Origin of the sequence: Rubrobacter tropicus, from assembly GCF_011492945.1 — a bacterium.
Classification (GTDB): Bacteria; Actinomycetota; Rubrobacteria; order Rubrobacterales; family Rubrobacteraceae; genus Rubrobacter_D; species Rubrobacter_D tropicus.
Genome location: NZ_CP045119.1, coordinates 1,952,473 through 1,979,349 on the forward strand (window position 1 = coordinate 1,952,473; position 26,877 = coordinate 1,979,349).

The following is a 26,877-nucleotide window of genomic DNA, read 5'->3' on the forward strand; positions in this document are numbered from 1 at the left end:
ACGGGCGCGTGGCGGGGGGTATAATCGTGGCGGTAGATGGGGTTCCGTTTCGTTCAAACCACGAGCACGAGGCTTGCAGGGACGAACGAACGGCCCCGAAAAACAGGTTTTGAGAGGAGTGATGCACAGTAGCGACTGAAGAAGAGCCGCGAATAAACGGCCAGATCCGGGCGCGGAGCGTCCGATTGATCGCGGCCGACGGCGAGCAGCTAGGCATCAAGCACATCAAAGAGGCGATGGACTACGGGGAGAGGGCCGACCTCGACCTCGTGGAGGTCGCACCGAACGCGAACCCGCCGGTGGTCCGCATGATGGACTACGGCAAGTTCAAGTACCAGAAAGAGCAGGCCCGCAAGGCAGCCCGCAAAAAGCAGGTAAACGTCAACGTGCGGGAGATCAAGCTCAGGCCCAAGATCGGGGACCACGACTTCAACACCAAGCGCGGCCACGTCGAGCGCTTCCTGCGCGGCGGCGACAAGGTCAAGGTCACGATCATGTTCCGGGGACGCGAGGTGCAGCACCCGGCGCTGGGCGAGAAGCTCCTGAGGCGTCTGGCAGAGGACCTCGACGAGATCGGGCGTATAGAGAGCCAGCCGAACCTTGACGGCCGCAACATGATCATGGTCATGGCCCCGAAGAAGGTCGCCAGGGAAGAGGGCGACGCCGAAGAGCCACAGCCGGAGCCCGAGCCGCAGCGTTCCGGTAGCCGGCGCGAGAGGGCGGCTCGCAGGTAAAGCAACAGTTTGATACACTCTCCCGGCTTTGCAGAGGCGAACCGGCTTCGACTCCCGTGCCGCGAGCCTCTTTTCGGATAAACCGCCAGACGAAACGTGGAGGAAAAACATGCCGAAGATGAAGACCCACAAGGGCGCTGCCGGGCGCTTTCAGGTAGGCAAGAAGGGCCGCCTGAAGCGACGCCGGGCGGGCCACAACCACATCCTGGAGAAGAAGAGCCGCAAGCGCAAGCGGCGGCTCAACACCGAGACCATCATCCACGCCCACGACGAGAAGAAGCTCAAGCGTCTGCTGGGGGTGAGGTAGATGGCGCGCACCGCGAGAAGCGTCCACGCCCGCAAGAAGCGCCGGAAGGTGCTCGAGCAGGCGAAAGGCTACAGGGGGACCAAGCACAGCTCGTACAAGCGGGCCAAAGAGCAGGTCTGGAAGAGCGGGGTCTATGCGTACCAGGGGCGCAAGCAGCGCAAGCGGGACTTCCGCTCGCTCTGGATCCAGCGCATCAACGCCGGCGCCCGCGAGCACGGCATGTCCTACTCGCAGCTGATCCACGGCCTTCGCCTGGCCGAGATCGACCTGGACCGCAAGATCCTGGCCGACCTCGCCGCAACGGAACCGGAGATCTTCGCGGGCATCGTCGCCCAGGCGAAGAACGCCTTGAGCGGCAACCCCGTCGAATCCCGCGTCGCCGTCGAGCGCAAACCCGAGCCGCGGCCCAGGCCGAAGGCGCGCAGGAAGCCCGCCGCCCAGGCCGCACCGGCGCCGCAGCCGGCGACCGAAGAACCCGAAGCAGCGCCAGAGACGGAGGCCGCCGGCGACGAGCAGCCCGACGTCGAGGCCACGGAGGCCGCGGAGCGCAGGGCCGAGGAGCTCGACGTGGACCTCGAATCCATAGACGAGGGTTCCGGCGCCGAGGGGCGCGTCCTGGTTGAAGACGTAGAAGAGGCCGCGGAGGAAGAGGGCAAGGTACACGCCACCGATGCCGCCGAGCGCAAGGCCGAAGAGCTCGGGGTGGACCTCGCCGACGTCGAGGGGACGGGCCAGGAAGGCCGCATCACCGTTGGCGACGTGGAAAAGGCCGCGAAGGACGGGGAAGACGGCTAGCACCTGGTACGAGATCTCGCCCAAAAGGGCGGCGAAACTCAACGCCAAGAAGCACAGGGAGGCCGAGAGGCTCTTCCTTGCGGAGGGGGAGACTCTGATCCGGGAGTCCCCAGAACCCCCGGTGCGAACCTTCGAATCCGAAGCGGAAGTGCGCCGCGTATCCGCGCTGAAGACCCCGACCGGTCCGGTCGGGGTCTTCCCATTTCTCGACGTTACTGTTGAGGAACTGCTCTCCGCCCGGGACCGTATCGTCCTCCTGCACGGCGTCCAGGACCCCGGAAACGTCGGCACGGTGATACGCGGCGCCCACGCTTTCGGGGCGGGGGTGGCGCTCTCGACGGGTTGTGCCGACCTCTACAACCCGAAGACCGTGAGGGCCAGCATGGGCTCCATCTTTCACGCCCCGGTCGCCCGGGAGATCGACACCGTCGAGTTCCTGAACGGGGCAGACGCCGCCGGCTTTCGGACGGTCGCGGCGGTGCCGGATGGGGGAGACGCGCCGGGTTCTTCGCTCGACGGCAAGTCGGTGCTGGTAGTCGGCTCGGAGGGCTCGGGCCTCCCGTTGGGGGTGTTGGAGAGGTGCCTGACGCGGGTGAGCTTGCCGTCGCAGGCGGCCTCGCTCAACGCGGCGGTGGCGGCTTCGATCCTGCTCTACCACGCTTATGCGCGTGTGCTAGGATAGACGCCCATTATGATGGCCTCGGACCGCATAGAAGAGCTCAAGAACGCGGCGCTCTCCGCCGTGCGAGACGCCGGCACCACGGCCGATCTCGAAGGCGTCCGGGTACGCTTTCTCGGCAGGTCGGCGGAGCTTACCGGGATCAAGAAGGGCATCGGTAACCTCTCCCCGGACGAGCGTAAAGAGGTCGGCAGGTCGGCGAACCTCGCCTCGCGGGAGATCGAGGGCGCGCTGGCGGAGAGGACCGAGGCGCTCGCCGCCGCCGAGCGCGGGGCCCGCCTGCAGAGGGAGGCCGTGGACGTTACTCTGCCGGGCGTGCCTTTCCCCGGGGGGCACCTGCACCCATCGCAGAGGATCATCGACGAGGTCGTGGACTTCTTCGTGGGCCTTGGGTACGGCGTTGCGGAGGGGCCCGAGGCCGAGACCGACTACTACAACTTTACCGCGCTCGGCATCCCGCCCGGCCACCCGGCGCGCACGATGCAGGACACGTTCTTTCTGGACGAGGGGCTCGTGCTGAGGACGCACACCTCGCCGGTGCAGGTGAGGACCATGCTCTCCCAGGAGCCGCCGGTCTACGTGGTCTGCCCTGGGCGGACCTACAGGCGCGACTCCGACCCGACCCACACGCCGATGTTCCACCAGATCGAGGGCCTCGCGGTCGACCGCGGCCTCACCCTCGGTCACCTCAAGGGGACGCTCGCGGCGATGGCGCGGCACGTCTTCGGCGAGGAGGTCGCGGTCAGGCTCAGGCCGAGCTACTTCCAGTTCACCGAGCCGAGCGTGGAGCTCGACGTCAGCTGCTTCCGGTGTGGTGGGAGCGACCCCAACTGCAAGATCTGCAAGGGCGCCGGTTGGCTGGAGATGCTCGGCGCGGGCATGGTGGACCCCGACGTCCTCGAGGGGGCCGGCTACGACTCCGAGGAGTACACGGGCTTCGCCTTCGGGATGGGGCCCGACCGGATGGCGATGGCGAAGTACGGCATCCCGGACCTGCGTCTCTTCTTCGAGGGCGACCTCCGCTTTCTGCGTCAGTTTTAGTCTTTAGAAGGGAATACCTTTGCGCGTTCCGTTGAGCTGGCTCCGCGAGTACCTGGATTTCGATCTTGGCGTGGAAGAACTCGTCAAACTCTTTACCCTCCACAGCCAGGAGATCGACGGCGTCTACCGCCTCGGCGTGACCGGGGGCGAGGTCGTCGTGGGCGAGGTGCTGGAGTTCGGGCCGCACCCCAACGCCGATAGGCTCTCCGTCGCCAAAGTGGACCTCGGCGGCAGGGAGGTCCAGATCGTGGCCGGCGCCCCGAACCCCTACCTCGGAGCCCGCGTCCCGGTGGTCCTGCCGGGCAGCGTCATGGCCGACGGCACGAAGCTCAAGAAGGCGAAGCTCCGCGGCCTGGAGTCCTACGGCATGATGATGAGCGAACGCGAGCTCGGTATCTCCGCGGACCACGGCGGCATCCTCCTGCTAGACGAGGGCTATGAAGTCGGACGCGCCGTGGAGGACTATTTCCCCGTGGGGGAGGTCGTCATAGACGTGGACGTGACCCCAAACAGGCCGGATTTGTGGGGCATGATCGGGGTCGCCCGCGAGCTTGCCGCGATCCTCCAAACGGATTTCCGCATACCCGAACCGTCCGTCGAAGCCGGCGGCGCCGCGACCTCCGACTACGGGCTCAGGGTCGAGGCCGGGGACTTGTGCCCCCGCTACGACCTGCGGCGCGTCTCCGGTCTGACGCCGGGTGGCGAGGCCCCGCTCTGGATGCGGCGACGCATCCACGCGGCCGGGATGAGGCCCATCAACGCCGTCGTGGACGCGACGAACTACGTGATGCTCGAGACAGGGCAGCCGATCCACGCCTTCGACGCCGCGAAGGTGAGGGAGGGCATCGTGGTCAGGCGTGGGCGGCCAGGGGAGGAGATCACGCTTCTAGACGGTTCGACCCGTTCGCTAGATGAAGGGATACTCGTCATAGCGGACGAGGAGCGCGGGCTCGTGATCGCCGGCGTCATGGGCGCGGAGGACGCCGAGGTCGGCCCCGAGACCGCCGACGCCCTGATCGAGGTGGCAACATTCACCGGCGGCAATATCCTGAGGACTTCCCAGAAGCTCGGCCTCCGCACCGACGCCTCCGGCCGCTTCGAGAGGGGCCTCGACCCGAACATGGTCGACTACGCGATGGAGCGGGTCGTCGGCCTCCTCTCCGAGGTGACCGGGGGGCGGGTGGCAGAAGACACCCTCAGCCACTACCCCGAGCCTGTTCGTCCCTGGCAAGTTCCGTTGCGGCTCTCCCGGGCGGAACTCGTGCTCGGAATGCCGGTCGAGGCCGGTAGTGCGACCACGCGGCTGGCGTCGCTCGGGTGCGAGGTCGAAGGAGAAGGCGAAAGCCTCTCCGCCACCGTGCCGACGTTCCGCCGGGACCTGCGCCGCGAGGCGGACCTGATCGAGGAAGTGGGGCGCCTCATAGGCCTGGACAAGATCCCCGAGTCCCTTCCCGGTGTCGGACAGCCCGGGGGCCTCACCTCTGCACAACGCAACACGCGCCTCGTACGACGCGTTCTCGCGGATCTTGGCCTCTCCGAAGCCATCACCTACCCGTTCGGTCCCGAACGATGGACCAGCGACCTGCGGATGGACGACGAAGGGGAGACGGATACCGTGAGGATCGAGAACCCTCTCAGCGCCGAGGGGCGTGACCTGCGCACGACGGTTCTGCCGGGGCTGCTCGATGCGGCGGCCCGAAACAGGACGTTCGGCGCCCGCGGCGGGGGTCTCTTCGAGGTGGGGCGCGTCTTCTCGCCGAGCCCTCCGCCCGGCGGTATGCGCGAGGTGGCTCTAAGGTTCCGCATGACCGGGCGGGTCGAGGCCCTGGGGCCCGAGGCGGAGCCGAACAAGGACTCCCTCATGGGCGTGAGGGAGGAGGCCCGGGTTGGCGTGGTCCTGGCCGGAACCGTTCGGCCGGCGGGGTGGAACGTCTCTGAGCTCCGGGCGGGGTTCTTCGAAGCGAAGGGCCTGGTGGAGCGTCTCCTGCCGGGCGCTTCCTTCGAGCCGGGCGTTGCTCCCGCGTTCCTGCACCCCGGACGCTCCGCCTCCGTGCGGGCAGGGGACACGGTGGCTGGCTGGGTCGGTGAGCTACACCCCGAGGTCGCCGAGAGGTTCGGGCTGGACGGCTGGCCCGTCGCCGCCTTCGAGCTGGACGCCGGGCTTTGCCGCCCGGACCCGGAGCCGCGCTTCCGGCCGTTCGTGAACGTGCCAGTCGTCCCGCGCGACCTCGCCGTCGTGGTGGACGAAGGGGTGCCGGTCGGCGAGATGCTCGCCGCTGTAGAGGGCCTGGGCAGTGAGACGCTGGCGGAGGCGCGGGTCTTCGACGTCTACGCCGGCAGCCAGGTGCCCGAGGGACAGAAGAGCGTGGCCTTCGGGTTCGTCTTTCAGGGAGAGAGGACGCTCACGGACGATGAGGTAGACGTGGAAATGAAACGCATCGCCACGCTCCTATCTGACGAGTTCGCGGCGCAGGTAAGGACGTAAAGCGGTCGGAGGTGGCTAGCCACCGTCCAACTGAGCTACCGGCCCGCTGCGGCTTCGCCTCCGCTTTCAGCCATCAGCTATTTGCTGAAAGCCGACCGCTGAAAGCTTCAAAAACTACCTCTGCCACTCCTCGCTCAGGACGCTCATCAAGAGGGCGTCGTGGAAGCCGTCGGCCCGCTTGACCGCGCGGCGGAGGCGTCCCTCGTGCTCGAAGCCCAGGCGTTCGTAAGTGGAGATGGCGGTGTCGTTGAAATCGAAGACGCTGAGGCCCACGCGGTTCAGGCCCAGGTCGTCGAAGGCGTAGCGCAGGATCATCTCTATCGCCTCGGCCCCGAAGCCCTGGTTGCGGTCCTCGGGATGGCCCACGATTACGGAGAGGTCGGCCGACGAGTTTGCCTCGCTGAGGTTCATGAGGCTTATGACGCCGACAGGCTCCTCTTCGCCCTCGACGTGGATGGCGAACGAGTCGTCCGTCGTCGAGAGCTCCCGTTCCTCGAAGAGGCGTTTTACGGCGGAGCGTCCGAGGGGCGCAGCGGCCCAGCTCGTGAGGTGCCAGATCTCGGGGTCCCCGTACCAGCCGGCGTATAGCCCGTAGTTACCGGGCTCGTGACGCCTGAGCCGTACCCTGTCGCCTTCTAGCGACCTTGCTTTGCCGCCGAGTTGCACGCGGGTGAATATACCCGGTTTGACCGATGGGCGCTATGCTAGAATCCGCCGACAGTGAAGGCGATACCCGACCGCATCGTGACCCTCGGATTCGGCAAGCATGTGCGCGCCGACAGGATCGTTGCGCTCGTCCCCATCGAAGAAGACAGGGGCCCTGGACGCCGCACCCTGGTCTACGTGGACGGGTTGCCCGATCCGCTGGTAGCGGGCCGGACCGAGGCCACGATCCTGCGCGACATGGTCGGGGCCGAGAGCGGGGCCAGCGAGCTGTTGCGGGAGCTGCAGGTCCAGATCGGGCAGGTAAGGCCGCTCCTCAAATCCTCGATCCGCTCGGAGGCGGGCCTCGACCTCGACGAGCTCTCCCGCCGCATCACGGACCTGACCGGAGAGCAGGGCTCCTTACGGATGTTCTAGGCAGGTCGTTCTACGACCGGGACCCCCGCCAGGTCGCCGTCGACCTTCTCGGCTGCGTCCTGACGCACGAGACCTCCGAAGGCGCGGCGTCCGGCCTGATCGTCGAGACCGAGGCCTACCGGCCTGAAGACCCGGCCTGCCACGCCTACAAGGGGCCGACGATGCGCAACCGCAACATCTTCGCCGGGCCCGGTGTCGCCTACGTCTACGTCTCCTACGGCATCCACCACCTGCTCAACGTGGTCTGCGAGGAGGAGGGGGTCGGAAGCGCCGTCCTGATCCGGGCCCTCAGGCCCCTGGACGGCGTCGAGCTCATGCAAGCGAGACGCGGACGCCCAAAGGACCTCTGCAACGGGCCGGGCCGTCTGACCCAGGCGCTCGGCGTCCACATCTACCACGACGGTCAGGACCTGACCAACGGCTCCCTCAACCTCGCGCACGGCGAGGAACCCGAAGAGATCGTCGCGACGACGCGCATCGGGATAACGCGGGGCGTGGAGCTGCCGTGGCGCTACCTGACCCTCGGCGAGAAGGACGTGTCGGTTCCGCCGAAAACTATCTCGGAGCGGGGCTTGCGGCGGGAGCGCTCGCGGGCGTAACGGCCGATGGTTCCGGGCTGGCCGGGGCGACGTTTGCCGGCGGCGCGCTAGAAGTCGTGGGCGGTACCACACCGGGCTCCTCCGGAGGCGGGCTGGCCGTCGTGGTGGCGCCTGGCGTCGTGGTCTCGGACGGCACGGGGGGCGTCTCCGGCCCGTTCCCAGAGATGGCTTCGGTCGGGCCCGTGGTCTCGACGGGGTCTTCTTGCGGGACCTCGACGCCCTCGAAGTTTTTGACGGGCTTGCCGGCCATTATGTCCTCCATATAGGTCTGCCAGATCTCGGCCGGCGTAATGCCGCCTGAGAGCCCGTTGAGCTTGCGGGCGTAGTCGAGGGTGTACTCGAGGGTGGCTCCGCCCTCGCCGTAGCCCATCCAGATCCCGGTGACCATCTGCGGCACGTACCCGATGAACCACGCGTCGAAGAAGTTCTCGCTCGTACCCGTCTTGCCGGCGACCGGGCGCTCTCCGAGAGATGCGTCCTTGGCGATACCCTGCGTGACGTCCCCGATCATGATCTCGGTCGCCTTGTGGGCTATCTCCTCGTCTATTACCTGCTCCCCCCGCGGCGCGTCCGGCGCCTCGTAGAGGACCTCGTCCTCGTCCCCGGCGTTGCTCACGACTTTGGAGATGGTCGTCGGCTCCACCTTGCGGCCGCCGTTGGCGATGGTGGCGTAGGCCGTCGCCATGTCGAGCGGGGAGACCTCCTGCGTGCCGAGCACCACCGAAGGGTGGGGGTGGGGGCCGAAGTCCGCGGAGACGCCGAGACGCTTGGCGACGTCTATGGTCGCGGCCGGTCCGTTCTCCAGGCCGCGTCCGTCCGGGTTCATCACGAGGTCCGTGAAGACCGTGTTGTCCGACCACCAGAGGGCTTCTTCGAGCGTCATCTCGCCGCGCACGATCCCGTCGAAGTTCTCGACCTTCCACTTCTCGGGCTTGTCGAGGCCGGGCACCTCAACCATGTACTCCTTCTTCTCCGAGACGAACGTCGTCTCGGGATCTATACCCTGCTCCAGCGCCGCGATGAGCGCGAAGGGTTTGAAGGAGCTGCCGGGCTGGCGCCTCCCTTGCGTGACGAGGTTGAACTGAGAGTCCGGGTCCCTGTTGCCGACCATCGCCTTTATGCGGCCGGTCTCGGGGTCGAGGGAGACGAGGGCCAGGTCCGGGTCGTCGGCGTTGGGCAGGTAGCCGCCCGGGCCGTATAAGATCTCGCGCGCCGCCACCTGCGCCTGAAGGTCGATGGTCGTGTACACGCTCATGCCGCCCTGCAGGACCGTGTTCGCCCCGTACCGGGCGATGAGCTCCTCCTCCACGAGGTCCGCGAAGTTGCGCGTCGTCGAGGGCCCCTGCAACCCGGACTCGACCATCGCCGCCGCCGGCCACTTCTCCGGCATCGGGACCTCGAGCGCCTCGTTGTAGTCCTGGCTGGAGATGTAGCCGGTCTCGAACATCTTCCTGAGTACCAGGTCGCGCTGGATCCCGGCCCCCTCGCGGTCGAGGCCGAGCGTCGAAGGCGACCACAAGAGGCCGACGAGCGTCGCCGACTCCGCCACCGTCAGGTCCGGCACGGACTTGTTGAAGTAGGTCTCGGCCGCCGCCTCGACCCCGTACGCGTTGCCGCCGAAGTACACGGTGTTGAGATAGTCCGCCAATACCTGGTCCTTGTTGTCCTCGTAGACGCTGCGCTCGAGTTCGACGGCGATGAGCGCTTCCTTGACCTTGCGCGTGATCGAGCGGTCCTGGGAGAGGTAGGCGTTCTTTACGTACTGCTGGGTGATGGTGCTCGCGCCCTCGACGGCCTCGCCGGCCCGGATGTCCACGTAGAGCGCCCGCATGATGCCCCACAGGTCCACGCCGCCGTGCTCCCTGAAGCGCTCGTCCTCCTTCGCCACCAGCGCGTTCAGCAGGTGGGGCGGCATCTCCCCGAGCGAGGCGGTCTTGCGGTTCTGGCCGCCGAAGATCGTGCCGATCACGCGCCGCGAATCGTCGCTCTCGCCCAGCGGGGCCGAGTACAGGTAGGTCGGATGCGTCTCGAAGTTCTGGGGCGCCTCCAGCTGCTTCACGCCCTGGATGACCCCGACGTACCCGCCCGCGGCGAGCGCCAGGCCGGCTACGAGGAGGCACAGAAAGAGGATGCCGATGGCGCGCAGGATCTTGGCCCAGATCCCGCCCCACTTGGACCGCCGCTTGCGGCGATTGGACGGTAGCTTGACCGGCCGCCCCGAGCCCTTGCGCTGTGGGGTCCTCGCGGCCGTACCCTTGCCTCGTCCTCTCTGGTGGGTGCGAGCCATCGAGCCGGTATATTACACTACCCTTAGACACGTTACATTCCCGTTGCGAAGAGGTTGCGAAAGTCTTATGACGGCTGGTACTAATCACGGCGAGATCTACCGTAATACGGTGGACGTGATCCCGCGCGAGGAGTTGGACAGGCGCCTGAAGTCCGGCAGGGCGCTGCGGGTCAAGCTGGGGATCGACCCCACGGCCCCGGACATCCACCTCGGCTTCGTCGTCGTGCTCAAGAAGCTGCGGGCGTTCCAGGAGCTCGGCCACACGGCGGTTTTGACCATAGGGGACTACACCGCGCGCGTCGGGGACCCTTCGGGCAAGTCGAAGACCAGGCCGGTGCTCTCGCCGGAGCAGATCGAGGAGAACACCCGCACCTACCTCGAGCAGGCGTACCTGGTGCTCGACAAGGACAAGACGGAAGTACGCCATAACTCCGAGTGGCTGGCGCCGCTGGCGCTGGCCGATCTGATCCGACTGACAAGGGCGACCACCGTCGCCCGCATCCTGGAACGCGACGACTTCTCCAAACGCTTCGCCGCAGGCGACGCCATCACGCTAACGGAGCTGCTGTACCCGCTGATGCAGGCCTACGACTCCGTCGCCCTCGACGCCGACGTCGAGCTCGGCGGCACGGACCAGCTCTACAACCTCCTCATGGGCCGTCACGTAATGGAGTACTACGACAAGACCCCCCAGTGCGTAATGACGACCCCCTTGCTCGTCGGCACCGACGGCGCCATAAAGATGAGCAAGTCCGTCGGCAACTACATTGGCGTCACCGAAGCGCCGAAGGACGTGTTCGGCAAGACCATGAGCATCCCGGACCACCTGATGGAGGACTACTTCTCGCTGGTCCTGGACCGTCCGATGCCAGAAGGAGAGCCCGTCGAGCAGAAGCGGGAGCTGGCGCGCTCCCTGGTTCGGATGTTCCACGGCGAGGGCGCGGTGGCGGACGCTGAGAGGATCTTCGACGCCGTCGTGCGCCGCGAGGTGCCCGACGACGTTCCCGAGGTGGAGGTGGCGGAGGGGGAGAGCGTCTGGATCGTTGACCTCATCACCCGCGCCGGCTTCGCCGGCACCAACGGCGAGGCACGCCGCTTCGTGCGCGGGGGTGCGGTTCGCCTTGGGGGAGAAGTGGTCCGGGACGAGAAGCTCTCCAAGCCGGCAACCGACCTGGACGGCGTAATCTTGCAGGTGGGCAAGCGGCGTTACGCCCGCATCGCCGTCCGTTAAAGGGCCGTTTCATCGATTTTCCGGAAACGTCCTTGACGCCTGACCGCCCGAGGCTATAATCCCCGTCGCCGATGAGATCCGGGGCGCTTCAGGGCGCGGACGGGGCATCGGAGGGGCAGAGGGAGCGGCACCGAGAAACTCCCGAAAAGGGATTGACTCCCCGGGGGTCGGTGCTATACTTCTCTGGCTGATGACGGAGATCGAATTGATAACCGAGAGGGCGATATAAGGTAGGACTCCCGACAGATTGGGAAAGCTTGCCGGCCCACCGAGAGGTGGGCGTATTTGTCCCCGGAGATTCGTCTCCGTTGCTCCGCCGAGAGGCAGGAGCCTGAGGCTTTGAAAACTGAATAGCAGCGAAAGAATGGGTGAAAGTAGAAACCCGTCAAAAAACGCCGAGAATCGACTCTTCGCGGTCCGAGAGTGTAATGCCGGACCGTCGAGCGGGTGGCGCCCGCGCCAACACGGCTATAGTCTCCTTGTGAGGCAGAAGCTAGTTCGGAGAGTTTGATCTTGGCTCAGGACGAACGCTGACGGTGTGCTTTAGGCATGCAAGTCGAACGAGAAAGCCCTTCGGGTGAGTAAAGTGGCGAACGGGTGAGTAACACGTGGGCAACCTGCCCCTCGCAGGGGGACAACCGGAGGAAACTCCGGCTAATACCCCGTAAGCTTGTCGAGTCGCATGGCTCTTCAAGGAAAGGTAGCTTCGGCCATCCGGCGAGGGATGGGCCCGCGTTGCATTAGCTAGTTGGTGGGGTAACGGCCCACCAAGGCGACGATGCGTAGCTGGTCTGAGAGGATGATCAGCCACACTGGGACTGAGACACGGCCCAGACTCCTACGGGAGGCAGCAGCCAGGAATCTTGGGCAATGGGCGAAAGCCTGACCCAGCAACACCGTGTGGGCGATGAAGGCCTTAGGGTCGTAAAGCCCTGTTGATAGGGACGAAGGGCGAAGGGTTAATAGCCCCTAGCTTGACGGTACCTTTCGAGGAAGCCCCGGCTAACTACGTGCCAGCAGCCGCGGTAATACGTAGGGGGCGAGCGTTGTCCGGAATTATTGGGCGTAAAGAGCGTGTAGGCGGTTCGGTAAGTCTGCTGTGAAATCCTGGGGCTCAACCCTGGGCGTGCAGCGGATACTGCCGGGCTAGAGGGTGGTAGAGGCGAGTGGAATTCCGAGTGTAGCGGTGAAATGCGCAGATATTCGGAGGAACACCAGTAGCGAAGGCGGCTCGCTGGGCCACACCTGACGCTGAGACGCGAAAGCGTGGGGAGCGAACAGGATTAGATACCCTGGTAGTCCACGCCGTAAACGATGGATACTGGGTGTGGGCGGAGTCGAATCTGTCTGTGCCGAAGTTAACGCGTTAAGTATCCCGCCTGGGGAGTACGGCCGCAAGGCTAAAACTCAAAAGAATTGACGGGGGCCCGCACAAGCAGCGGAGCATGTTCTTTAATTCGATGCAACGCGAAGAACCTTACCTGGACTTGACATGAGGCTGCAAGCGCACGGAAACGTGTGACCTTCGAGGGTGCCTCACAGATGCTGCATGGCTGTCGTCAGCTCGTGTCGTGAGATGTTGGGTTAAGTCCCGCAACGAGCGCAACCCCTGTGGTGTGTTGCCAGCATTAAGTTGGGGACTCACACCAGACTGCCGGTGACAAACCGGAGGAAGGTGGGGACGACGTCAAGTCATCATGGCTCTTACGTCCAGGGCTAGAAACGTGCTACAATGGCTGATACAAAGGGTTGCAAGACCGCGAGGTGGAGCGAATCCCATCAAAGTCAGTCTAAGTTCGGATCGCAGTCTGCAACTCGACTGCGTGAAGGCGGAGTTGCTAGTAATCGCGGATCAGAATGCCGCGGTGAATACGTTCCCGGGCCTTGTACACACCGCCCGTCACACCACGAAAGTTGGCAATACCCGAAGCAGGCGCAGCGAACCCCTTGTGGGACGCGGTCTACGAAGGTAGGGCTGGCGATTGGGGTGAAGTCGTAACAAGGTAGCCGTACCTGAAGGTGCGGCTGGATCACCTCCTTTCTAGGGAGCAGGTTAGGCTGGCAACAGCCGACCGATCGGACGCCGGCTATATAGCGGCTCGAGCTCAAGCTCGCCGTGCCGGTGTACCGCTCTAGGATATTTCGACCGATTTCGGCGTTGGGTTTCTCTCCATCCATATCGACTAACTGCTATTCAGTTTTCAGGGCCTTCGGGTTCTGGAGCGACGCTAGATTCACATCTAGCGATGCGCCCGCGAGAGTGGGCGTCTGGTCTTTGAAAACTGCATAGCGCGATCCAATACCATTAAGATGATAAGGGCGTATGGTGGATGCCTTGGCACCGAAAGCCGATGAAGGACGTGGCAAGCTGCGATAAGCCGTGTGGAGCCGCAAGCGAGCTTTGAAGCACGGATCTCCGAATGGGGAAACCCAATCAGGGTCATGCCTGATTACCCCCGTCTGAACACATAGGGCGGGAGGAGGGAACCCGGGGAAATGACACATCTGAGTACCCGGAGGAACAGAAAGAAAGTCTCGATTCCCTGAGTAGTGGCGAGCGAAAGGGGAACAGCCCAAACCGAATACGTGAAAGCCTGTGGGCGTTGCGTATTGGGGGTAGTAGGACCAACATGGTCGTCCCACAGGGCGGCCGGGGAGTTACAAAACGCGCGGGTAGCCGAACAGTCTGGAAAGTCTGTCCGAAGAGGGTTAGAGGCCCGTAGGCGAAATTCGTGCGACTCCCTCGTTGGCACCTGAGTAAATCCGGACACGTGAAACCCGGATTGAATCCGCGGGGACCACCCCGCAAGGCTAAACACTAACGGTGACCGATAGTGAACCAGTACCGTGAGGGAAAGGTGAAAAGTACCCCGCAAGGGGAGTGAAATAGTACCTGAAACCATACGCTTACAAGCGGTCGGAGCAGATCTTTCGAGATTTGTGACGGCGTACTTTTTGCATAACGGGCCAGCGAGTTGCTGGTGCTTGGCGAGGTTTAGCGTAGAGCGAGCCGAAGCGAAAGCGAGTCTGAATAGGGCGATTCCAGTCAAGTGCCGCAGACCCGAAACCGGGTGAGCTATCCATGGCCAGGCTGAAGCGAGGGTAAGACCTCGTGAAGGGCCGAACCGACTTAGGTTGAAAACTGAGCGGATGAGCTGTGGATAGGAGTGAAAGGCTAATCAAACCCGGCGATATCTGGTTCTCCCCGAAATATATTTAGGTATAGCCTGGCGCGTTTCGTCGCGGGTGTAGAGCACTGTTTGGACGCGGGGCCCTACAAGGTTACCAACTTCAGACAAACTCCGAAGACCGTAGACGTAAGAGCGCCGGAGTCAGGGACGCGGGGATAAACTTGTGTTCCGAGAGGGAAACAACCCAGACCGTCGGCTAAGGTCCCTAAATAACGGCTAAGTGGTTTAAAGGATGTGGCGCTGCACAGACAACCAGGATGTTGGCTTAGAAGCAGCCATCATTTAAAGAGTGCGTAATAGCTCACTGGTCAAGTGGTGTTGCGCCGAAAATTCTCGGGCCTTGAGTCGTTTACCGAAGCCACGGACTTTAGACTTGTTCTAGAGTGGTAGGGGAGCATCCTGTAGCGATCGAAGCGGCGGCGTAAGCCGGCCGTGGACGTATCAGGAGAGAGAATGCTGGCATGAGTAACGAGAGACAGGCGAGAAACCTGTCCGCCGAAAGCCCAAGGGTTCCTGGGTAAAGCTAATCTTCCCAGGGTCAGTCGGGACCTAAGCCGAGGACGAAAGTCGTAGGCGATGGACAGCAGGTCGATATTCCTGCACTGCGCACGTAGCGTTCGAGCGATGGAGGGACGGAGAAGGGTAGGCCAACCACGGCGCTGGTAGACCGTGGGCCTTGCCGTAGGCCGGGGACCAGGAAAATCCGGGCCCCACGAAGGCTGAGGGTTGGGCCGAGCCCGTTTAGGGCGAAGTGGTTGACCCCATGCTTCCAGGAAAAGCTTCTAAGCGAGTTGCGTACGCACCCGTACCAAAACCGACACAGGTGGGCGAGTGGAGAACACTAAGGCGATCGAGCGAACTATGGTTAAGGAACTCGGCAAATTGTCCCCGTAACTTCGGGAGAAGGGGAGCTCTGGACGGTGAAGGCCTTGCGCCGTAAGCTGTTCGGAGCCGCAGAGAATAGGCCCAGGCGACTGTTTACCAAAAACACAGGTCTCTGCTAAGTCGAAAAGACGATGTATAGGGGCTGACGCCTGCCCAATGCCAGAACGTTAAGGAAGCCGGTTAGCCTTCGGGCGAAGCTGGCGACCGAAGCGCTGGTCAATGGCGGCCGTAACTATAACGGTCCTAAGGTAGCGAAATTCCTTGTCGGGTAAGTTCCGACCTGCACGAAAGGCGTAACGATCTGGGCGCTGTCTCGACCATAGGCTCGGTGAAATTGTAGTCTCGGTGAAGATGCCGAGTACCCGCGGAAAGACGGAAAGACCCCGTGAACCTTTACTATACCCTGGCATTGGATATCGGCACGGCTTGTGCAGCATAGGAGGGAGGCTAGGAAGCCGGGACGCCAGTCTCGGTGGAGCCGCCGTTGAGATACCTCCCTTGCCGTGTTGGTGTTCTAACCCTACGCCGTGATCCGGGTAGGAAACAGTGTCAGGCGGGTAGTTTGACTGGGGCGGTCACCTCCCAAAATGTAACGGAGGTGCCCAAAGGTTCCCTCAGCACGGTCGGAAATCGTGCGCAGAGTGTAAACGCACAAGGGAGCTTGACTGCGAGAGAGACATCTCGAGCAGGGACGAAAGTCGGGGTTAGTGATCCGGCGGTAACGAGTGGAAGTGCCGTCGCTCAACGGATAAAAGGTACTCCGGGGATAACAGGCTTATAGCCGCCAAGCGTTCACAGCGACGCGGCTGTTTGGCACCTCGATGTCGGCTCGTCGCATCCTGGGGGTGGAGCTGCTCCCAAGGGTTGGGCTGTTCGCCCATTAAAGCGGCACGCGAGCTGGGTTCAGAACGTCGTGAGACAGTTCGGTCCCTATCTTCCGTGGGCGTTGGAGATTTGAGAGGAGCGACTCCTAGTACGAGAGGACCGGAGTGGACGTACCCCTAGTGTACCGGTTGTCCTGCCAAGGGCACCGCCGGGTAGCTATGTACGGAAGGGATAACCGCTGAAAGCATCTAAGCGGGAAGCTCGCCTCGAGATAAGATCTCCCACCTCTTCGAGAGGGTAAGACTCCTGGTAGACCACCAGGTTGATAGGCCACAGGTGTAAGTGCAGCGATGTATGTAGCCGAGTGGTACTAATAGGTCGAGGGCTTAATGGACCAATATTGGATCGCAAGCTATGCAGTTTTCATAGATCAGGCGCGCCCCTAGCGCCGGGCTTTACAACTGAATAGAAGTCCCATTTTATATATGGGTGACGATAGCGGCGGGGATCACCTCTTCCCATTCCGAACAGAGAAGTTAAGCCCGCCAGCGCCGATGGTACTGCAAGGGAGACTTTGTGGGAGAGTAGGTCGTCGCCCATTTTTTATGCTCCGGCTTCGCCGTCGCGGTACGCCCGCTTCGCGGGCTTTCAGCACGCTACGCCCTACGGGCTCCGCTTTCAGCACGTTCCGGCTTCGCCTCCACTTTCAGCGCACTCCCTACGGTCGCTTTCAGCTTTTTGGGGGTGGTAGGGTATTGGGGTTGGAGAGTTGGTATAGAAAGGGAGGTATCTTCGTGGCTAACGCGGAGCTTGACGAGCAGTTCGTGGCGCAGCAGAAGGAGCGGTTGCTGGGGTTGCGGGAGGAGTTGCAGCGGATACAGCGGGGTGTGCGGGGCGACGAGCAGAACATGAGCGAGGAGCAGGGGGACACGCAGCTCGACTCCGGGGACCAGAGCCAGCAGATGTTCAACCGGGAGATGGACGCGACCATCGGCGAGCAGGCCGGTGAGCGTCTGAAGGATATCGAGCGGGCGCTGGAGAAGATCGAGGAGGGTACCTACGGGGTCTCCGACGAGAGCGGGGAGCCGATACCGAGGGGCCGGCTGGAGGCGGCGCCCGAGGCGATCCGGACGGTGAACGAGCAGCAGGACTACGAGAGGGAGCGGCGCCCCCCGGTTTGATCCCTCGCGGGCTATATAATCCGCGCATGGGCTATCTCTTTGTTGCGGGCGCGGTGATTTCTTGAGGACCATCCTCTACACGGGCAAGGGCGGCGTGGGCAAGACGAGCGTCGCCGCGGCCACGGCGTTGAAGGCGGCCGGGCAGGGGAAGAACGTGCTCGTTATGAGCACGGACCCGGCGCATTCGCTTTCGGACGCCTTCGACGCGCCAATCGGGCCGGACCCGAAAAAGATGGCGACGGGCGTGTGGGCGCAGGAGATGGACCACACGGCCATGATCGAGGAGAACTGGGCCGAGATACAGTCCTACGTCTCGACGGTCTTCGAGTGGCAGGGCGCGAACACTCTGGCCGCCGAGGAGCTGGCGATGCTCCCGGGGATGGACGAGCTCTTTGGCCTCCTGATGGTCAGGCGGCACCACCAGGAGGAGGCGTACGACGCGCTGGTCGTGGATGCCGCGCCCACGGGGGAGACGCTCAAGCTTCTCAGCCTGCCGGACCAGATGAACTGGTACGTCGAGAAGATCCTGCCGATACAGCGCCGCGCCGCGAAGCTGGTGCGTCCCTTCGCGAACAGGGCGAAGTCCCTGCCGCCCCTGCCGGAAGACAGCGTATTTGCCGCGGGCCAGAGGTTCTACGAGGCGATAGCCGGCGTCGAGGAGATCCTGACCGACAGGAAGAGGTCTTCGGTCCGCCTGGTCGTGAACGCCGAGAAGATGGTGGTCGCCGAGGCCCGCAGGGCCTACACGTACCTGAACCTCTACGACTACGGGGTCGACGCCGTGGTGGTGAACCGGCTCCTGCCCGACTCGGTTACCGATCCGTACTTCTCGCTCTGGCGCGAGGCGCAGGGGCGGCACATGAGGAGCATCGAGGAGTCTTTCTCCCCGATCCCGATCCTCACGGCCCGTCTCTTCGACCGCGAGATGTTCGGCTTGGAGGCGCTGGGCGCCCTGGCCGAAGACGTTTTCGACGGTACGGACCCGCTGCCGATGCTCTTCAACGGGGCGGCGCACGACGTTATCAAGACCGAAGGCGGGTACGAGGTTGTTTTCAACCTGCCGCTCGCGGAGAAGAAAGAGGTTGACCTCTCCAAGCGCGGGGCGGAGCTCTTCGTGCGGGTCGGGGGCTACAGGCGGAACATCCTGCTCCCGGACTCGCTGGCCCGGCTCTCGGCGGCGGGGGCGAGTATCGAGGATGGGCGACTGAAGGTGAGGCTCACGGATGTTATCTGAGCGGCGCGGGAAGGGTGGTTTGCTGGCCGTGATCGCCTACGTCGCGGTCCCGGGGGAGCGGCGCAAAAAGGCCGCTGTCCATTTCCGGCGGGCGGGTTTCGAGGCGCTCAAGGGCGTGGCCGCGCTGGCGAGGCCGGACGCGGCGGGCAAAGGCGGGCCGGAGGAGGTCCGCAGGGAGCGCATAGAAGTCGAATGAGCGGATGGTCCCAGGTTGGCTGACAACACCCCCGACATAACCGGCCGGGCGCGGGCGTTCAAGAAGGTGGCCGAGTTCGCGCGCAGGGAGGCCGGGGTGGCGTTCCCGGCCGCCAGGCGCGCCGCGGGGCACGGCATCGAGGCTTTCTTGAAGAAGTTCTCCGAGGAGTACGCCAAGGAGCGCAGAAAGCGTTAGAAATCACGGTTTCGGCCGGATCTCGGTTTGGTCTGGTGGGGCGCTAGTAGTAAGATAGCCCTTACAGATTCTAGTAGACATCCACGGGGGCAAAACCTATGTCGGAAAACGGGCGGTTAACCGGGACGTTCAGGGTCAAGAGCGGGATGGCCCAGATGCTCAAAGGCGGCGTGATCATGGACGTCGTCGACGCCGAACAGGCGCGCATCGCCGAGGAGTCGGGCGCCGTCGCCGTGATGGCGCTCGAGCGTGTACCCGCCGATATCAGGGCGGACGGGGGGGTCGCCAGGATGAGCGACCCCGAGATGATCTCCGGCATCCAGGAAGCGGTCTCGATCCCCGTGATGGCGAAGGCGCGTATAGGCCACTTCGTCGAGGCCCAGGTGCTCGAAGCGCTCGAGGTCGACTACATCGACGAGTCTGAAGTTTTGACGCCGGCCGACGAGAAACATCACATAGACAAGGCCGCCTTCGAGGTGCCCTTTGTTTGCGGTGCTACGAACCTCGGGGAGGCTTTGCGGCGCATCGGCGAGGGTGCGGCCATGATCCGGTCGAAGGGCGAGGCGGGCACGGGCAACGTGGTCGAGGCCGTCCGCCACATGCGGTCCATCGTCGGCGGCATCCGTCGCCTGGGCGTGCTGGAAGAAGACGAGCTCATGAGCGAGGCGAAGGAGTTGCAGGCCCCTTACGAGCTGGTTCGGTGGGTCGCGGAGAACGGCCGGTTGCCGGTCGTGCTATTCACGGCGGGCGGGATCGCGACGCCCTCGGACGCGGCGTTGATGATGCAGCTCGGGGCCGACGGGGTGTTCGTGGGGAGCGGTATCTTCAAGAGCGGGGACCCGGCCACGCGGGCGCGGGCCATCGTGAAGGCGACGACGCACTTCAAGGACGCGAAGGTCGTGGCCGAGGCGAGCCGGGGCCTGGGCGAGGCCATGGTCGGCCGGGAGATGGGGAGCCTCAAGGACGAGGAGCGGCTCGCCACGCGTGGCTGGTAACGGCGACAGGCCGAAGGTCGGCATACTCGCCCTCCAGGGCGACGTGCGGGAGCACGCCGAGATCCTGCGGAGGCTCGGCGTCGAGCCCGTCGAGGTAAGGACGGCCGGGGAGCTCGAAGGCCTCGCCGGCGTCATAGTGCCCGGCGGGGAGTCGACGACCATCGGGAAGATGATGGTCTCTTCGGGGCTGCTCGACGGCATCCGTAGCTACTTTTACCGGGGTGGGCCCGTCTGGGGGACGTGCGCGGGGATGGTGCTCGCGGCTTCCGCGACGACGGGGCCGCGCCAGCCCTTGCTCGGGGTGATGAACGCGCTCGTGGAGCGCAACGGGTTCGGGCGGCAGGTCCACTCCTTCGAGAAGGACCTGGAAGTGGAGGGCTTCGACGGGCCGTTCACGGGGGTCTTTATCCGGGCGCCGTTCTACGAGGACGTGGGGCCCGGGGTCGAGGTCCTGTCTGAGGTGGACGGGCGCGTCGTGGCGGCGCGGGGGGAGAACATACTGGTGACGGCCTTCCACCCCGAGCTCACGGACGACACCAGGTTTCACGAGTACTTTCTCAAGGAGGTGTGCGGCATTGAGCGGTCATAGCAAGTGGTCGACGATCAAGCGCAAGAAAGGGGCCGCCGACGCGAAGCGCGGCGCGCTCTTCGGCAAGCTTTCGAAGGCGATAACCGTGGCGGCGCGCGAGGGTGGGGGCGACCCGGAGATGAACCCGACGCTCGCTTTGGCGGTCCAGAAGGCCAAAGACGGCAACATGCCGAACGACAACATCCAGAGGGCCATAGACAAGGGGACGGGCTCGGGCGCCGACGCGGCCGCCATCGAGAGGATCACCTACGAAGGCTATGCCCCCGGCGGCGTCGCCGTCCTGGTGGACGTCCTCACGGACAACCGCAACCGGACGGCCTCCGACGTGCGCTACGTCTTCTCCAAGAACGGCGGCAAGCTCGGCACCAGCGGCTCCGTGGCCTACCTCTTCGAGCGCAAGGGCATAATCCTGGTGCCGAAGGACGACGTAGACGAGGACGACCTGATGATGGCCGCCCTGGAAGCGGGGGCCGAGGACGTCGAGGAGCAGGAGGGCGACTACCGCGTCGTGACGACGCCCGAGACGTTCACGGCGGTGCGCGAGGCTCTGGACGAGGCCGGCATCTCGTACGAGAACGCCGAGATCACGATGGAGCCCCAGAACAGCATAGACCTCGACGCCGGTACGGCGAAGCAAACCCTGCGCCTCATAGACGCCCTGGAGGAGAACGACGACGTCCAGGAGGTCTACGCCAACTTCGATATAAGCGACGAGGTCATGGCAGAGGTGGCATCTTAGCTGGTCAGCCCGCCGACAGTTTGGCCCGTCAGCTACGTGGCGGTCGTCGGTGGGCCGGCCGCTTCTGGTTGCGTTTTGGGGAGAGGGTGGCGTAGACTACCGTAAGACTTCTCGACAGGATCGGGGAGGTCCCGGTCGACGGGCCGCGCGCGTTTTAGTCCTGCGGTGGGCTGGAGGTTTCACAGGAGAGATGCGGCATTGAGGAGGGCCACGTCTTCGCATATATCTGTCCGGGTGAAGGAGGGGCGGGGGCCGTCCGTTCTTGTAACAATACACCTGTGTGATGTCGATCTGGCCGAAGGAAAAGGTTCTGGAAACATCCTGTCATGAAGGCGGGCTCGTGTGACCCCTCTAGCGGGCGACGGGGGTTGCCGTTCGGTGATCGACGAGTTGAGGGATGGCTACTTCGAGGTCGACCTGGCCGGCAACATTACCGTCGTCAACCCGGCGTTGTGCGAGATACTGGGGCGACCCGCCAGGGAGTTGGAGGGAACCAACAACCGCGCCTACGGTGATCCCGAGGACGCGCCGAAAGTCTACGCAGCCTTCAACGAAGTCTACAGGACGGGCGCACCCAACCCCGGTTTCGGCTCGCGGGTAATAAGAAAGGACGGGACCAGGCGGACCGTCGAAACCTCCGTGAGCCTCGTGAGGGACGAGAAGGGGGAAGCCGTCGGTTTCAGGGGCATCCTGCGCGACGTCACGGACCGGGTGCGTGTGGATGAGGAGCTCGCGCGGCAGGTCCGCCGGAACGAGTCGATCCTGAACTCGGCGGGTGAGGGTATCTACGGCCTCGACCGCGCGGGCAGAGTCACGTTCGTCAACCCGGTCGCGTCCTCGATGCTCGGCTACGAAATCGAAGAGCTGGTAGGGCGGCCCATGCACGAGCTCACGCACCACACCACGTCCGACGAGAAGCCGTACCCCTCCGGGAAGTGCCCGATCTACAGGGCGATCACGGACGGGACGTTCCACCGCGTCGCCGATGAGGTTTTCTGGCGCAAGGACGGAACGAGCTTCCCGGTCGAGTACGCGAGCACGCCTATCTTCGAGGGAGGGGAGGCCGTCGGCGCCGTGGTGACCTTCTCCGACATCACCGAACGCAAGGGGGATGAGGAGGCGTTGAGGAGGGCTGAGGAAGCCTACCGCTCCCTCTTCGAGAACGCCACCGTGGGCATCTTCCGGACGAGCGTCGACGGTCGGATCCTGATGGCCAACACGGCGCTGGCCCGCATGCACGGATATGAGACGCCGGGGCATCTCTTGGCAGGCGTCGACGGCGCCGGGCAACTCTACGCGGACCCGGTCCGGCGCGACGAATTCGTCCGACTGCTCTCCCGCGAGGGCGAGGTCTCGGGGTTCGAGGTGGAGGGAAGAAAGAAGAACGGCGCCGCTTTCTGGATCTCGCTAACCGCCTGGGCCGTGCGGGACGAGGACGGCTCCGTGGTCGGTTTCGAGGGCAGGGCCGAGGACGTCTCCGAGCGAAAAAAGGTCGAGGACGAACTCCGCTCGGCCCACCAGGAGCTGAATTCCCACTTCGAGAACTCCCCGGTCGGCGTGGTCGAATGGGACAAAGATCTGCGCGTACTTCGTTGGTCCGGGGGGGCGGAGAGGATCTTCGGGTGGGGCGCTGATGAAGTGGTCGGCCAGACCATCGGAGGCGACCTGCGCTTCATCCACGAGCAAGACGAAGAGGAGGTTGGCGCCGTCGTCACCCGCCTGCTCGACGGTGAGGACCGCGTGGTCTTCTCCAACCGCAACTACCGCAAAGACGGCTCGGTACTCGACTGCGAATGGTACAACTCCGTCCTCAGGGACGAGTCGGGCGGGGTGCTCTCCGTCATGTCGCTGGTCCTCGACGTCACCGCGCGAGAGCGGGCGAACAGGGAAGCCAGGGAGCTGGCCAACTACAGCCGCACCATCGTCGAAACAACCCCGGACGCGCTGACAGCGGTCGACCTCGAAGGAAAGATTACAGATACCAACGCCGCCATGCAGGAGGTGACCGGTCTGCGCAGGGACGAGCTGATCGGCTCCAGCATCTTCTCCTATTTCCCTGAGCCGGAGCGGGGGGTCAGGGGACTTGAGGCGGTCCTGACCCACGGTTCGCTGCGGGACTTTCCGCTAGAGATCCGCCACCGCGACGGACGGATTACGCCCGTTCTGTACAACGCCGCAGCCTTACGGGACGCGGGTGGCGAGGTGATCGGCGCGCTGGGCTCGGCGCGCGACGTCACCGAGCGCAGGCGGGCCGAGGCGGAGCTGAAGGAGGCCAAGGAGGATGCCGAGTCGGCCAGCAGGGCCAAGAGCGGGTTTTTGGCCAGCATGAGCCACGAGATCAGGACGCCGATGAACGGCGTCATCGGCATGGCCGAGCTACTCGCCGGCACGAACCTCGACCCCGAGCAACGCGAGTACGCCGAAACCGTCCGCTCTTCTGGGGAAGCGCTGCTCACGATCATCAACGACATCCTGGACTTCTCCAAGATAGAGGCTGGCAAGATGCGCCTCGAGGTCATCGATTTCGACCTTGGGGGCGTGATCGAGGAGACCGTGGGGCTCCTGTCCGGGCGCGCTCGCGAGAAGGGGATCGGGTTGGAGTTCCTCTTGGAGCCTGGCCTGCCCACGGCCCTCAGGGGAGACCCCGGCCGCATAAGGCAGATTCTCACCAACCTTACCGGGAACGCCATTAAATTTACCGAGCAAGGCCGGGTTGCGCTGCGGGTTCGCCTCATCGGGGAGGAAGCCGAGAGGGTGGCGGTGCGCTTTGAGGTCTCGGACACCGGGATCGGCATGACGGAAGAGCAAAGGGGCGACCTCTTCCGGGCTTTTTTCCAGGCCGACGTTTCGACCACCCGCCGCTACGGCGGGACGGGACTCGGCCTGGCAATCTCCAGGCAGCTCGTCGAGCTGATGGGTGGCGAGATAGGCGTCGAGAGCGAGTACGGCGTGGGCAGCACCTTCTGGTTTATCTTGCCGCTGGGCAAACAGTCGAAGGTGGTGCCGGTCGCACCGCGACCCCGGGAGGAGCTCCGAGGCCTGCGCGCCCTCGTCGTGGGCGGCGACGTCTCGAACCGCCGCATCCTCCAACGTCAACTCCGCTCGTGGGGTATGGACGGTGGCGCCGCCGAAGACGGCCCGCGGGCGCTGGCGGAACTGCGCTCCGCCGCCCGGGGCGAGAGGCCGTACGACGTGGCCCTGCTCGACGTCACTGGCCCCGGCGCCGACCGCATCAAACTCGCGCGGGAGATCAAGATCGACCCCAAGATCTCCTCGACCCGTCTCCTGCTCCTAGTCTCGTCGGGGCGCCCGGGCGATGGGCGGCGGGCGGCGGAAGCGGGAATAGAGGCATACCTGACGAAGCCGGTAAGGCAATCGGAGCTCTACGATACCCTGGCGACGGTGTTGGGCAACTTTTCAGAGTCCACTGAAGGGCGGAAGGAAGCGTACCTCGTCACCCGCCACTCCGTTCGCGAGGGAAGGTCCGGGGCGGGGGCCAGAGTGCTGCTAGTCGAGGACAATGCCGTAAATCAGCGGGTGGCCATGCGGATGCTGGAGAAGCTCGGTTACCGGGTGGAACTCGCCGCAGACGGTGTCGAAGCCCTCGAAGCGCTCGCGAAGAAACACTACGCCGCGGTCCTGATGGACGTGCAGATGCCGAACATGGACGGCTACGAGGCCACGGCCGAGATCCGGGGCCGCGAAGGGCCCGCGGGTCACACCCCGATCATCGCCATGACCGCGAACGCGATGCGGGGCGATCGGGAGAAGGCGCTGGAAGCGGGCATGGATGACTACGTCCCAAAGCCGGTCAGGTCCGAAGATCTGGACGCAACCCTCTCCCGCTGGGTTGTGCCGGATCGCGAGGGCCCGGAAGGGGTTGCGGACGACGGGTCCGCAGATCCTTCTCCCGAAGAGGCGGAGGTACTCGACCGGGCGGTGATCTCATCCCTGCGCGGGCTGCAGGGGGAGGGGGACCCAGACATTGTCGCGGAGTTGGCGACGATGTTCCTGGAGGACGCCTCCGAGCGCCTCTTGGAGCTTCGGAAGGCCATCCGCCAGGGGGATGCCGAAAAGGTCGCATCGGTTTCGCACGCGCTCAAGGGTGCGAGTGGTAACTTGGGTGCCAAGCGTGTCTTTGCCCTCTGCCAGGAGTTCGAGGAGATGGGGAACTCCGGCGTTCTGGCCGGAGCCTCCGGGCGCATCGGACGGCTGGAGGTCGAGGTCACGCGGGCCCGCGCCGAGCTGGAAGAGATCTCGCGCGTCGAGGAGGAGCCCGGGTAGCGGAGAGTAGCCTCCCCCGACGCCCAGGGGCCGACTTTGACGGACCCGGGACCGTAAGGGGTGGAAGCCGGGAGGGAGGACCAATATCATGTCGTCCTCGTGGACCTTTTCAAGAAGCTCGTGATCCTCGCCGGCGCCCTGCTGCTGCTCGCGCCCGCCGTGGCCTGCTCCGGCGGCGCGAGTGGGAGCGGCTCTGACGAACGAGCCCCCAGCCGGGACGAGAGGGCGGGTGGAGCCAGGCAGGAGAAGGAGGCTCCCCGAGCCTTCTGGACGAAGTGGATAACCACGGGGGATCGGCGACAGGGTCGACGTCGGCGGCGTCTCCCTGAGGCTCTTCGGCGTCAGGGACGCGGATATTCTGTACTACGCGCCAGGTCCGGGGGAGCGTGTCATCTCCAAAGATAGCGGCGACGGCGAGTTCGTGGCGGTCGACTTCGTGGTCGCGAACGGTTCGGGATCTCCCGTCACGGTCCGGCCCGAGGCCTTGCTGGAGGACGACGCGGGAGGAACCCATCGGCCCGAACAGCCCCTGGAGGCGGTGGAGTTGGACGGGGGGCAGAGCCGCGCTTCGACCCTGTTCTTCGCCGTCCCCAATGGCATCACGCCGGAACGCCTCGGGGTCCGACTGGGCGGCGGGGAGGCGAGGCTCGACCTGCTCTCTGATGCGCGGGACGAGATCCCACCGGACGACCACCTGCGCGTCTACCATCTGTATTTCAAGCAGAAGGCGTACGAAGAGGCCTACGAGATGTACGATCCGGGCACCACGCAGGGCGTTACCCTCGGCGACTGGCTCTCCTTCTACGAACCGCTCTGGGGCAGCCGCTACCTGAGCCTCGACTCCCTGACGCGCGTGTTCGTCGGCCCGGACGAGGCTTCCTTCGAGATGGACCGGACCTTCTACGCCAGGGACGGGGAGCCCGTGGCCGACCCGGTCCTCAACGCGCCCGTCTTGCAAGACATGGTCAAGACCGAAGAAGGGTGGAGGCTCGTCATGGGCGAAGACCTCGTCGCGGACATCGTCGCCGAAGTCCCCCGCTTCACGCCCCCGCCCGACGAGCCCCCGCCGGAGGACGGGGAGCAAGAGACGACGGCATCCGAGACCACCGCACCGGAGGCTACGCCCGAAAGGACCGGGATCACGCCCCAGGAGACGACGGCGGGCGGCACGACGACCGCTTCCCCGGCCGGCGACTACTCCTGCTCGGACTTCCGGACGCAGGAGGAGGCTCAGTTGTACCTGGCGCCCGGCGACCCGTACGTTCTGGACCCCGACGGCAACGGGCTGGCCTGCGAGACTTTGCCGTAGGGAGATTTCGGGCATT

General features: G+C 64.6%; 19 protein-coding genes, 3 rRNA genes and 1 pseudogene. 21 read left to right on the forward strand and 2 right to left on the reverse strand.

The window, feature by feature from the left end:
* Positions 1-149: 149 nt before the first annotated feature.
* The 6 genes and pseudogenes from infC to pheT form a co-directional block, all read left to right on the forward strand.
* A pseudogene (gene infC / locus GBA63_RS09715) lies at positions 150-734 on the forward strand (translation initiation factor IF-3); the annotation flags it as partial.
* 109 nt (positions 735-843) lie between these two features.
* A complete protein-coding gene (gene rpmI / locus GBA63_RS09720; RefSeq protein ID WP_166175610.1) occupies positions 844-1,041 on the forward strand; it encodes a 50S ribosomal protein L35 in 198 nt (65 codons plus the stop codon).
* Complete coding sequence (gene rplT, locus GBA63_RS24170; protein ID WP_166175612.1) at positions 1,042-1,836, forward strand: 50S ribosomal protein L20; 795 nt, start codon at positions 1,042-1,044, stop codon at positions 1,834-1,836.
* Entirely contained in the window at positions 1,793-2,518 is a 726-nt protein-coding gene (locus GBA63_RS09730; RefSeq protein ID WP_166175614.1) for a TrmH family RNA methyltransferase, read from the forward strand. Before rplT ends, GBA63_RS09730 begins: the two co-directional genes overlap by 44 nt.
* Before the next feature lie 9 nt (positions 2,519-2,527).
* On the forward strand, positions 2,528-3,556 hold the full coding sequence (gene pheS, locus GBA63_RS09735; protein WP_166175616.1) for a phenylalanine--tRNA ligase subunit alpha: 1,029 nt from the start codon (positions 2,528-2,530) through the stop codon (positions 3,554-3,556).
* A gap of 19 nt (positions 3,557-3,575) precedes the next feature.
* A complete protein-coding gene (gene pheT, locus GBA63_RS09740) occupies positions 3,576-6,041 on the forward strand; it encodes a phenylalanine--tRNA ligase subunit beta (protein ID WP_166175618.1) in 2,466 nt (821 codons plus the stop codon).
* 114 nt (positions 6,042-6,155) lie between these two features.
* Here the strand turns inward: pheT and GBA63_RS09745 are convergent, their stop codons facing one another.
* Positions 6,156-6,707 (reverse strand): GNAT family N-acetyltransferase, encoded by a 552-nt coding sequence (locus GBA63_RS09745; RefSeq protein WP_166175620.1) that lies wholly within the window; start codon positions 6,705-6,707, stop codon positions 6,156-6,158.
* Positions 6,708-6,761: 54 nt separating this feature from the next.
* Here GBA63_RS09745 and GBA63_RS23190 point away from each other — a divergent pair, with 54 nt between their 5' ends.
* Together GBA63_RS23190 and GBA63_RS09750 are read left to right on the forward strand one after the other, a co-directional pair.
* A complete protein-coding gene (locus GBA63_RS23190; protein ID WP_207957176.1) occupies positions 6,762-7,121 on the forward strand; it encodes a hypothetical protein in 360 nt (119 codons plus the stop codon).
* Positions 7,025-7,720, forward strand: coding sequence for a DNA-3-methyladenine glycosylase (locus tag GBA63_RS09750; RefSeq protein WP_207957225.1), 696 nt, complete (start codon positions 7,025-7,027; stop codon positions 7,718-7,720). Before GBA63_RS23190 ends, GBA63_RS09750 begins: the two co-directional genes overlap by 97 nt.
* Here the strand turns inward: GBA63_RS09750 and GBA63_RS09755 are convergent.
* On the reverse strand, positions 7,677-10,007 hold the full coding sequence (locus tag GBA63_RS09755; RefSeq protein ID WP_166175622.1) for a transglycosylase domain-containing protein: 2,331 nt from the start codon (positions 10,005-10,007) through the stop codon (positions 7,677-7,679). The two genes, GBA63_RS09750 and GBA63_RS09755, sit on opposite strands and share 44 nt — an antisense overlap.
* Positions 10,008-10,074: 67 nt before the next feature.
* On the opposite strand from GBA63_RS09755, the gene tyrS reads away from it, so the two are divergent.
* The 13 genes from tyrS to GBA63_RS23195 all read left to right on the forward strand — a co-directional run bounded on the left by tyrS (position 10,075) and on the right by GBA63_RS23195 (position 26,861).
* The gene (gene tyrS / locus GBA63_RS09760) at positions 10,075-11,238 is read left to right on the forward strand and encodes a tyrosine--tRNA ligase (RefSeq protein WP_166175624.1); all 1,164 of its coding nucleotides are present in this window, start codon (positions 10,075-10,077) and stop codon (positions 11,236-11,238) included.
* A gap of 495 nt (positions 11,239-11,733) precedes the next feature.
* Positions 11,734-13,279 (forward strand): 16S ribosomal RNA (locus GBA63_RS09765).
* A gap of 262 nt (positions 13,280-13,541) precedes the next feature.
* Positions 13,542-16,533 (forward strand): 23S ribosomal RNA (locus GBA63_RS09770).
* Positions 16,534-16,624: 91 nt separating this feature from the next.
* Positions 16,625-16,740, forward strand: a 5S ribosomal RNA gene (rrf, locus tag GBA63_RS09775).
* Together the 16S, 23S and 5S rRNA genes form the textbook arrangement of a ribosomal RNA operon.
* 193 nt (positions 16,741-16,933) lie before the next feature.
* Complete coding sequence (locus tag GBA63_RS09780) at positions 16,934-17,320, forward strand: TraR/DksA family transcriptional regulator (RefSeq protein ID WP_166175626.1); 387 nt, start codon at positions 16,934-16,936, stop codon at positions 17,318-17,320.
* Positions 17,321-17,381: 61 nt separating this feature from the next.
* Positions 17,382-18,554: an ArsA family ATPase gene (locus GBA63_RS09785; RefSeq protein WP_166175628.1), complete on the forward strand. Its 1,173-nt coding sequence runs from the start codon at positions 17,382-17,384 to the stop codon at positions 18,552-18,554.
* 19 nt (positions 18,555-18,573) lie between these two features.
* Positions 18,574-18,750: a hypothetical protein gene (locus tag GBA63_RS09790; RefSeq protein ID WP_166175630.1), complete on the forward strand. Its 177-nt coding sequence runs from the start codon at positions 18,574-18,576 to the stop codon at positions 18,748-18,750.
* A 15-nt stretch (positions 18,751-18,765) separates the two neighbouring features.
* Entirely contained in the window at positions 18,766-18,945 is a 180-nt protein-coding gene (locus GBA63_RS09795; RefSeq protein WP_166175632.1) for a hypothetical protein, read from the forward strand.
* A 98-nt stretch (positions 18,946-19,043) separates the two neighbouring features.
* A complete protein-coding gene (pdxS, locus tag GBA63_RS09800; protein WP_166175634.1) occupies positions 19,044-19,940 on the forward strand; it encodes a pyridoxal 5'-phosphate synthase lyase subunit PdxS in 897 nt (298 codons plus the stop codon).
* The gene (pdxT, locus tag GBA63_RS09805; protein ID WP_166175636.1) at positions 19,930-20,529 is read left to right on the forward strand and encodes a pyridoxal 5'-phosphate synthase glutaminase subunit PdxT; all 600 of its coding nucleotides are present in this window, start codon (positions 19,930-19,932) and stop codon (positions 20,527-20,529) included. Before pdxS ends, pdxT begins: the two co-directional genes overlap by 11 nt.
* Complete coding sequence (locus tag GBA63_RS09810) at positions 20,516-21,268, forward strand: YebC/PmpR family DNA-binding transcriptional regulator (protein ID WP_166175638.1); 753 nt, start codon at positions 20,516-20,518, stop codon at positions 21,266-21,268. The genes pdxT and GBA63_RS09810 overlap by 14 nt, the downstream gene beginning before the upstream one ends.
* A gap of 342 nt (positions 21,269-21,610) precedes the next feature.
* Positions 21,611-25,552 (forward strand): PAS domain S-box protein, encoded by a 3,942-nt coding sequence (locus GBA63_RS09815; RefSeq protein ID WP_166175640.1) that lies wholly within the window; start codon positions 21,611-21,613, stop codon positions 25,550-25,552.
* A gap of 421 nt (positions 25,553-25,973) precedes the next feature.
* A complete protein-coding gene (locus GBA63_RS23195) occupies positions 25,974-26,861 on the forward strand; it encodes an excalibur calcium-binding domain-containing protein (RefSeq protein ID WP_207957177.1) in 888 nt (295 codons plus the stop codon).
* Positions 26,862-26,877: the final 16 nt, after the last annotated feature.

Excerpts from the sequence above, each read along its gene's own strand:
- pheS (WP_166175616.1), top strand. The coding sequence starts at position 2,528 with ATGATGGCCTCGGACCGCATAGAAGAGCTCAAGAACGCGGCGCTCTCC.
- rpmI (WP_166175610.1), top strand. The coding sequence starts at position 844 with ATGCCGAAGATGAAGACCCACAAGGGCGCTGCCGGGCGCTTTCAGGTA.
- tyrS (WP_166175624.1), top strand. The coding sequence starts at position 10,075 with ATGACGGCTGGTACTAATCACGGCGAGATCTACCGTAATACGGTGGAC.
- pdxS (WP_166175634.1), top strand. The coding sequence starts at position 19,044 with ATGTCGGAAAACGGGCGGTTAACCGGGACGTTCAGGGTCAAGAGCGGG.
- rplT (WP_166175612.1), top strand. The coding sequence starts at position 1,042 with ATGGCGCGCACCGCGAGAAGCGTCCACGCCCGCAAGAAGCGCCGGAAG.
- GBA63_RS09755 (WP_166175622.1), bottom strand. The coding sequence starts at position 10,007 with ATGGCTCGCACCCACCAGAGAGGACGAGGCAAGGGTACGGCCGCGAGG.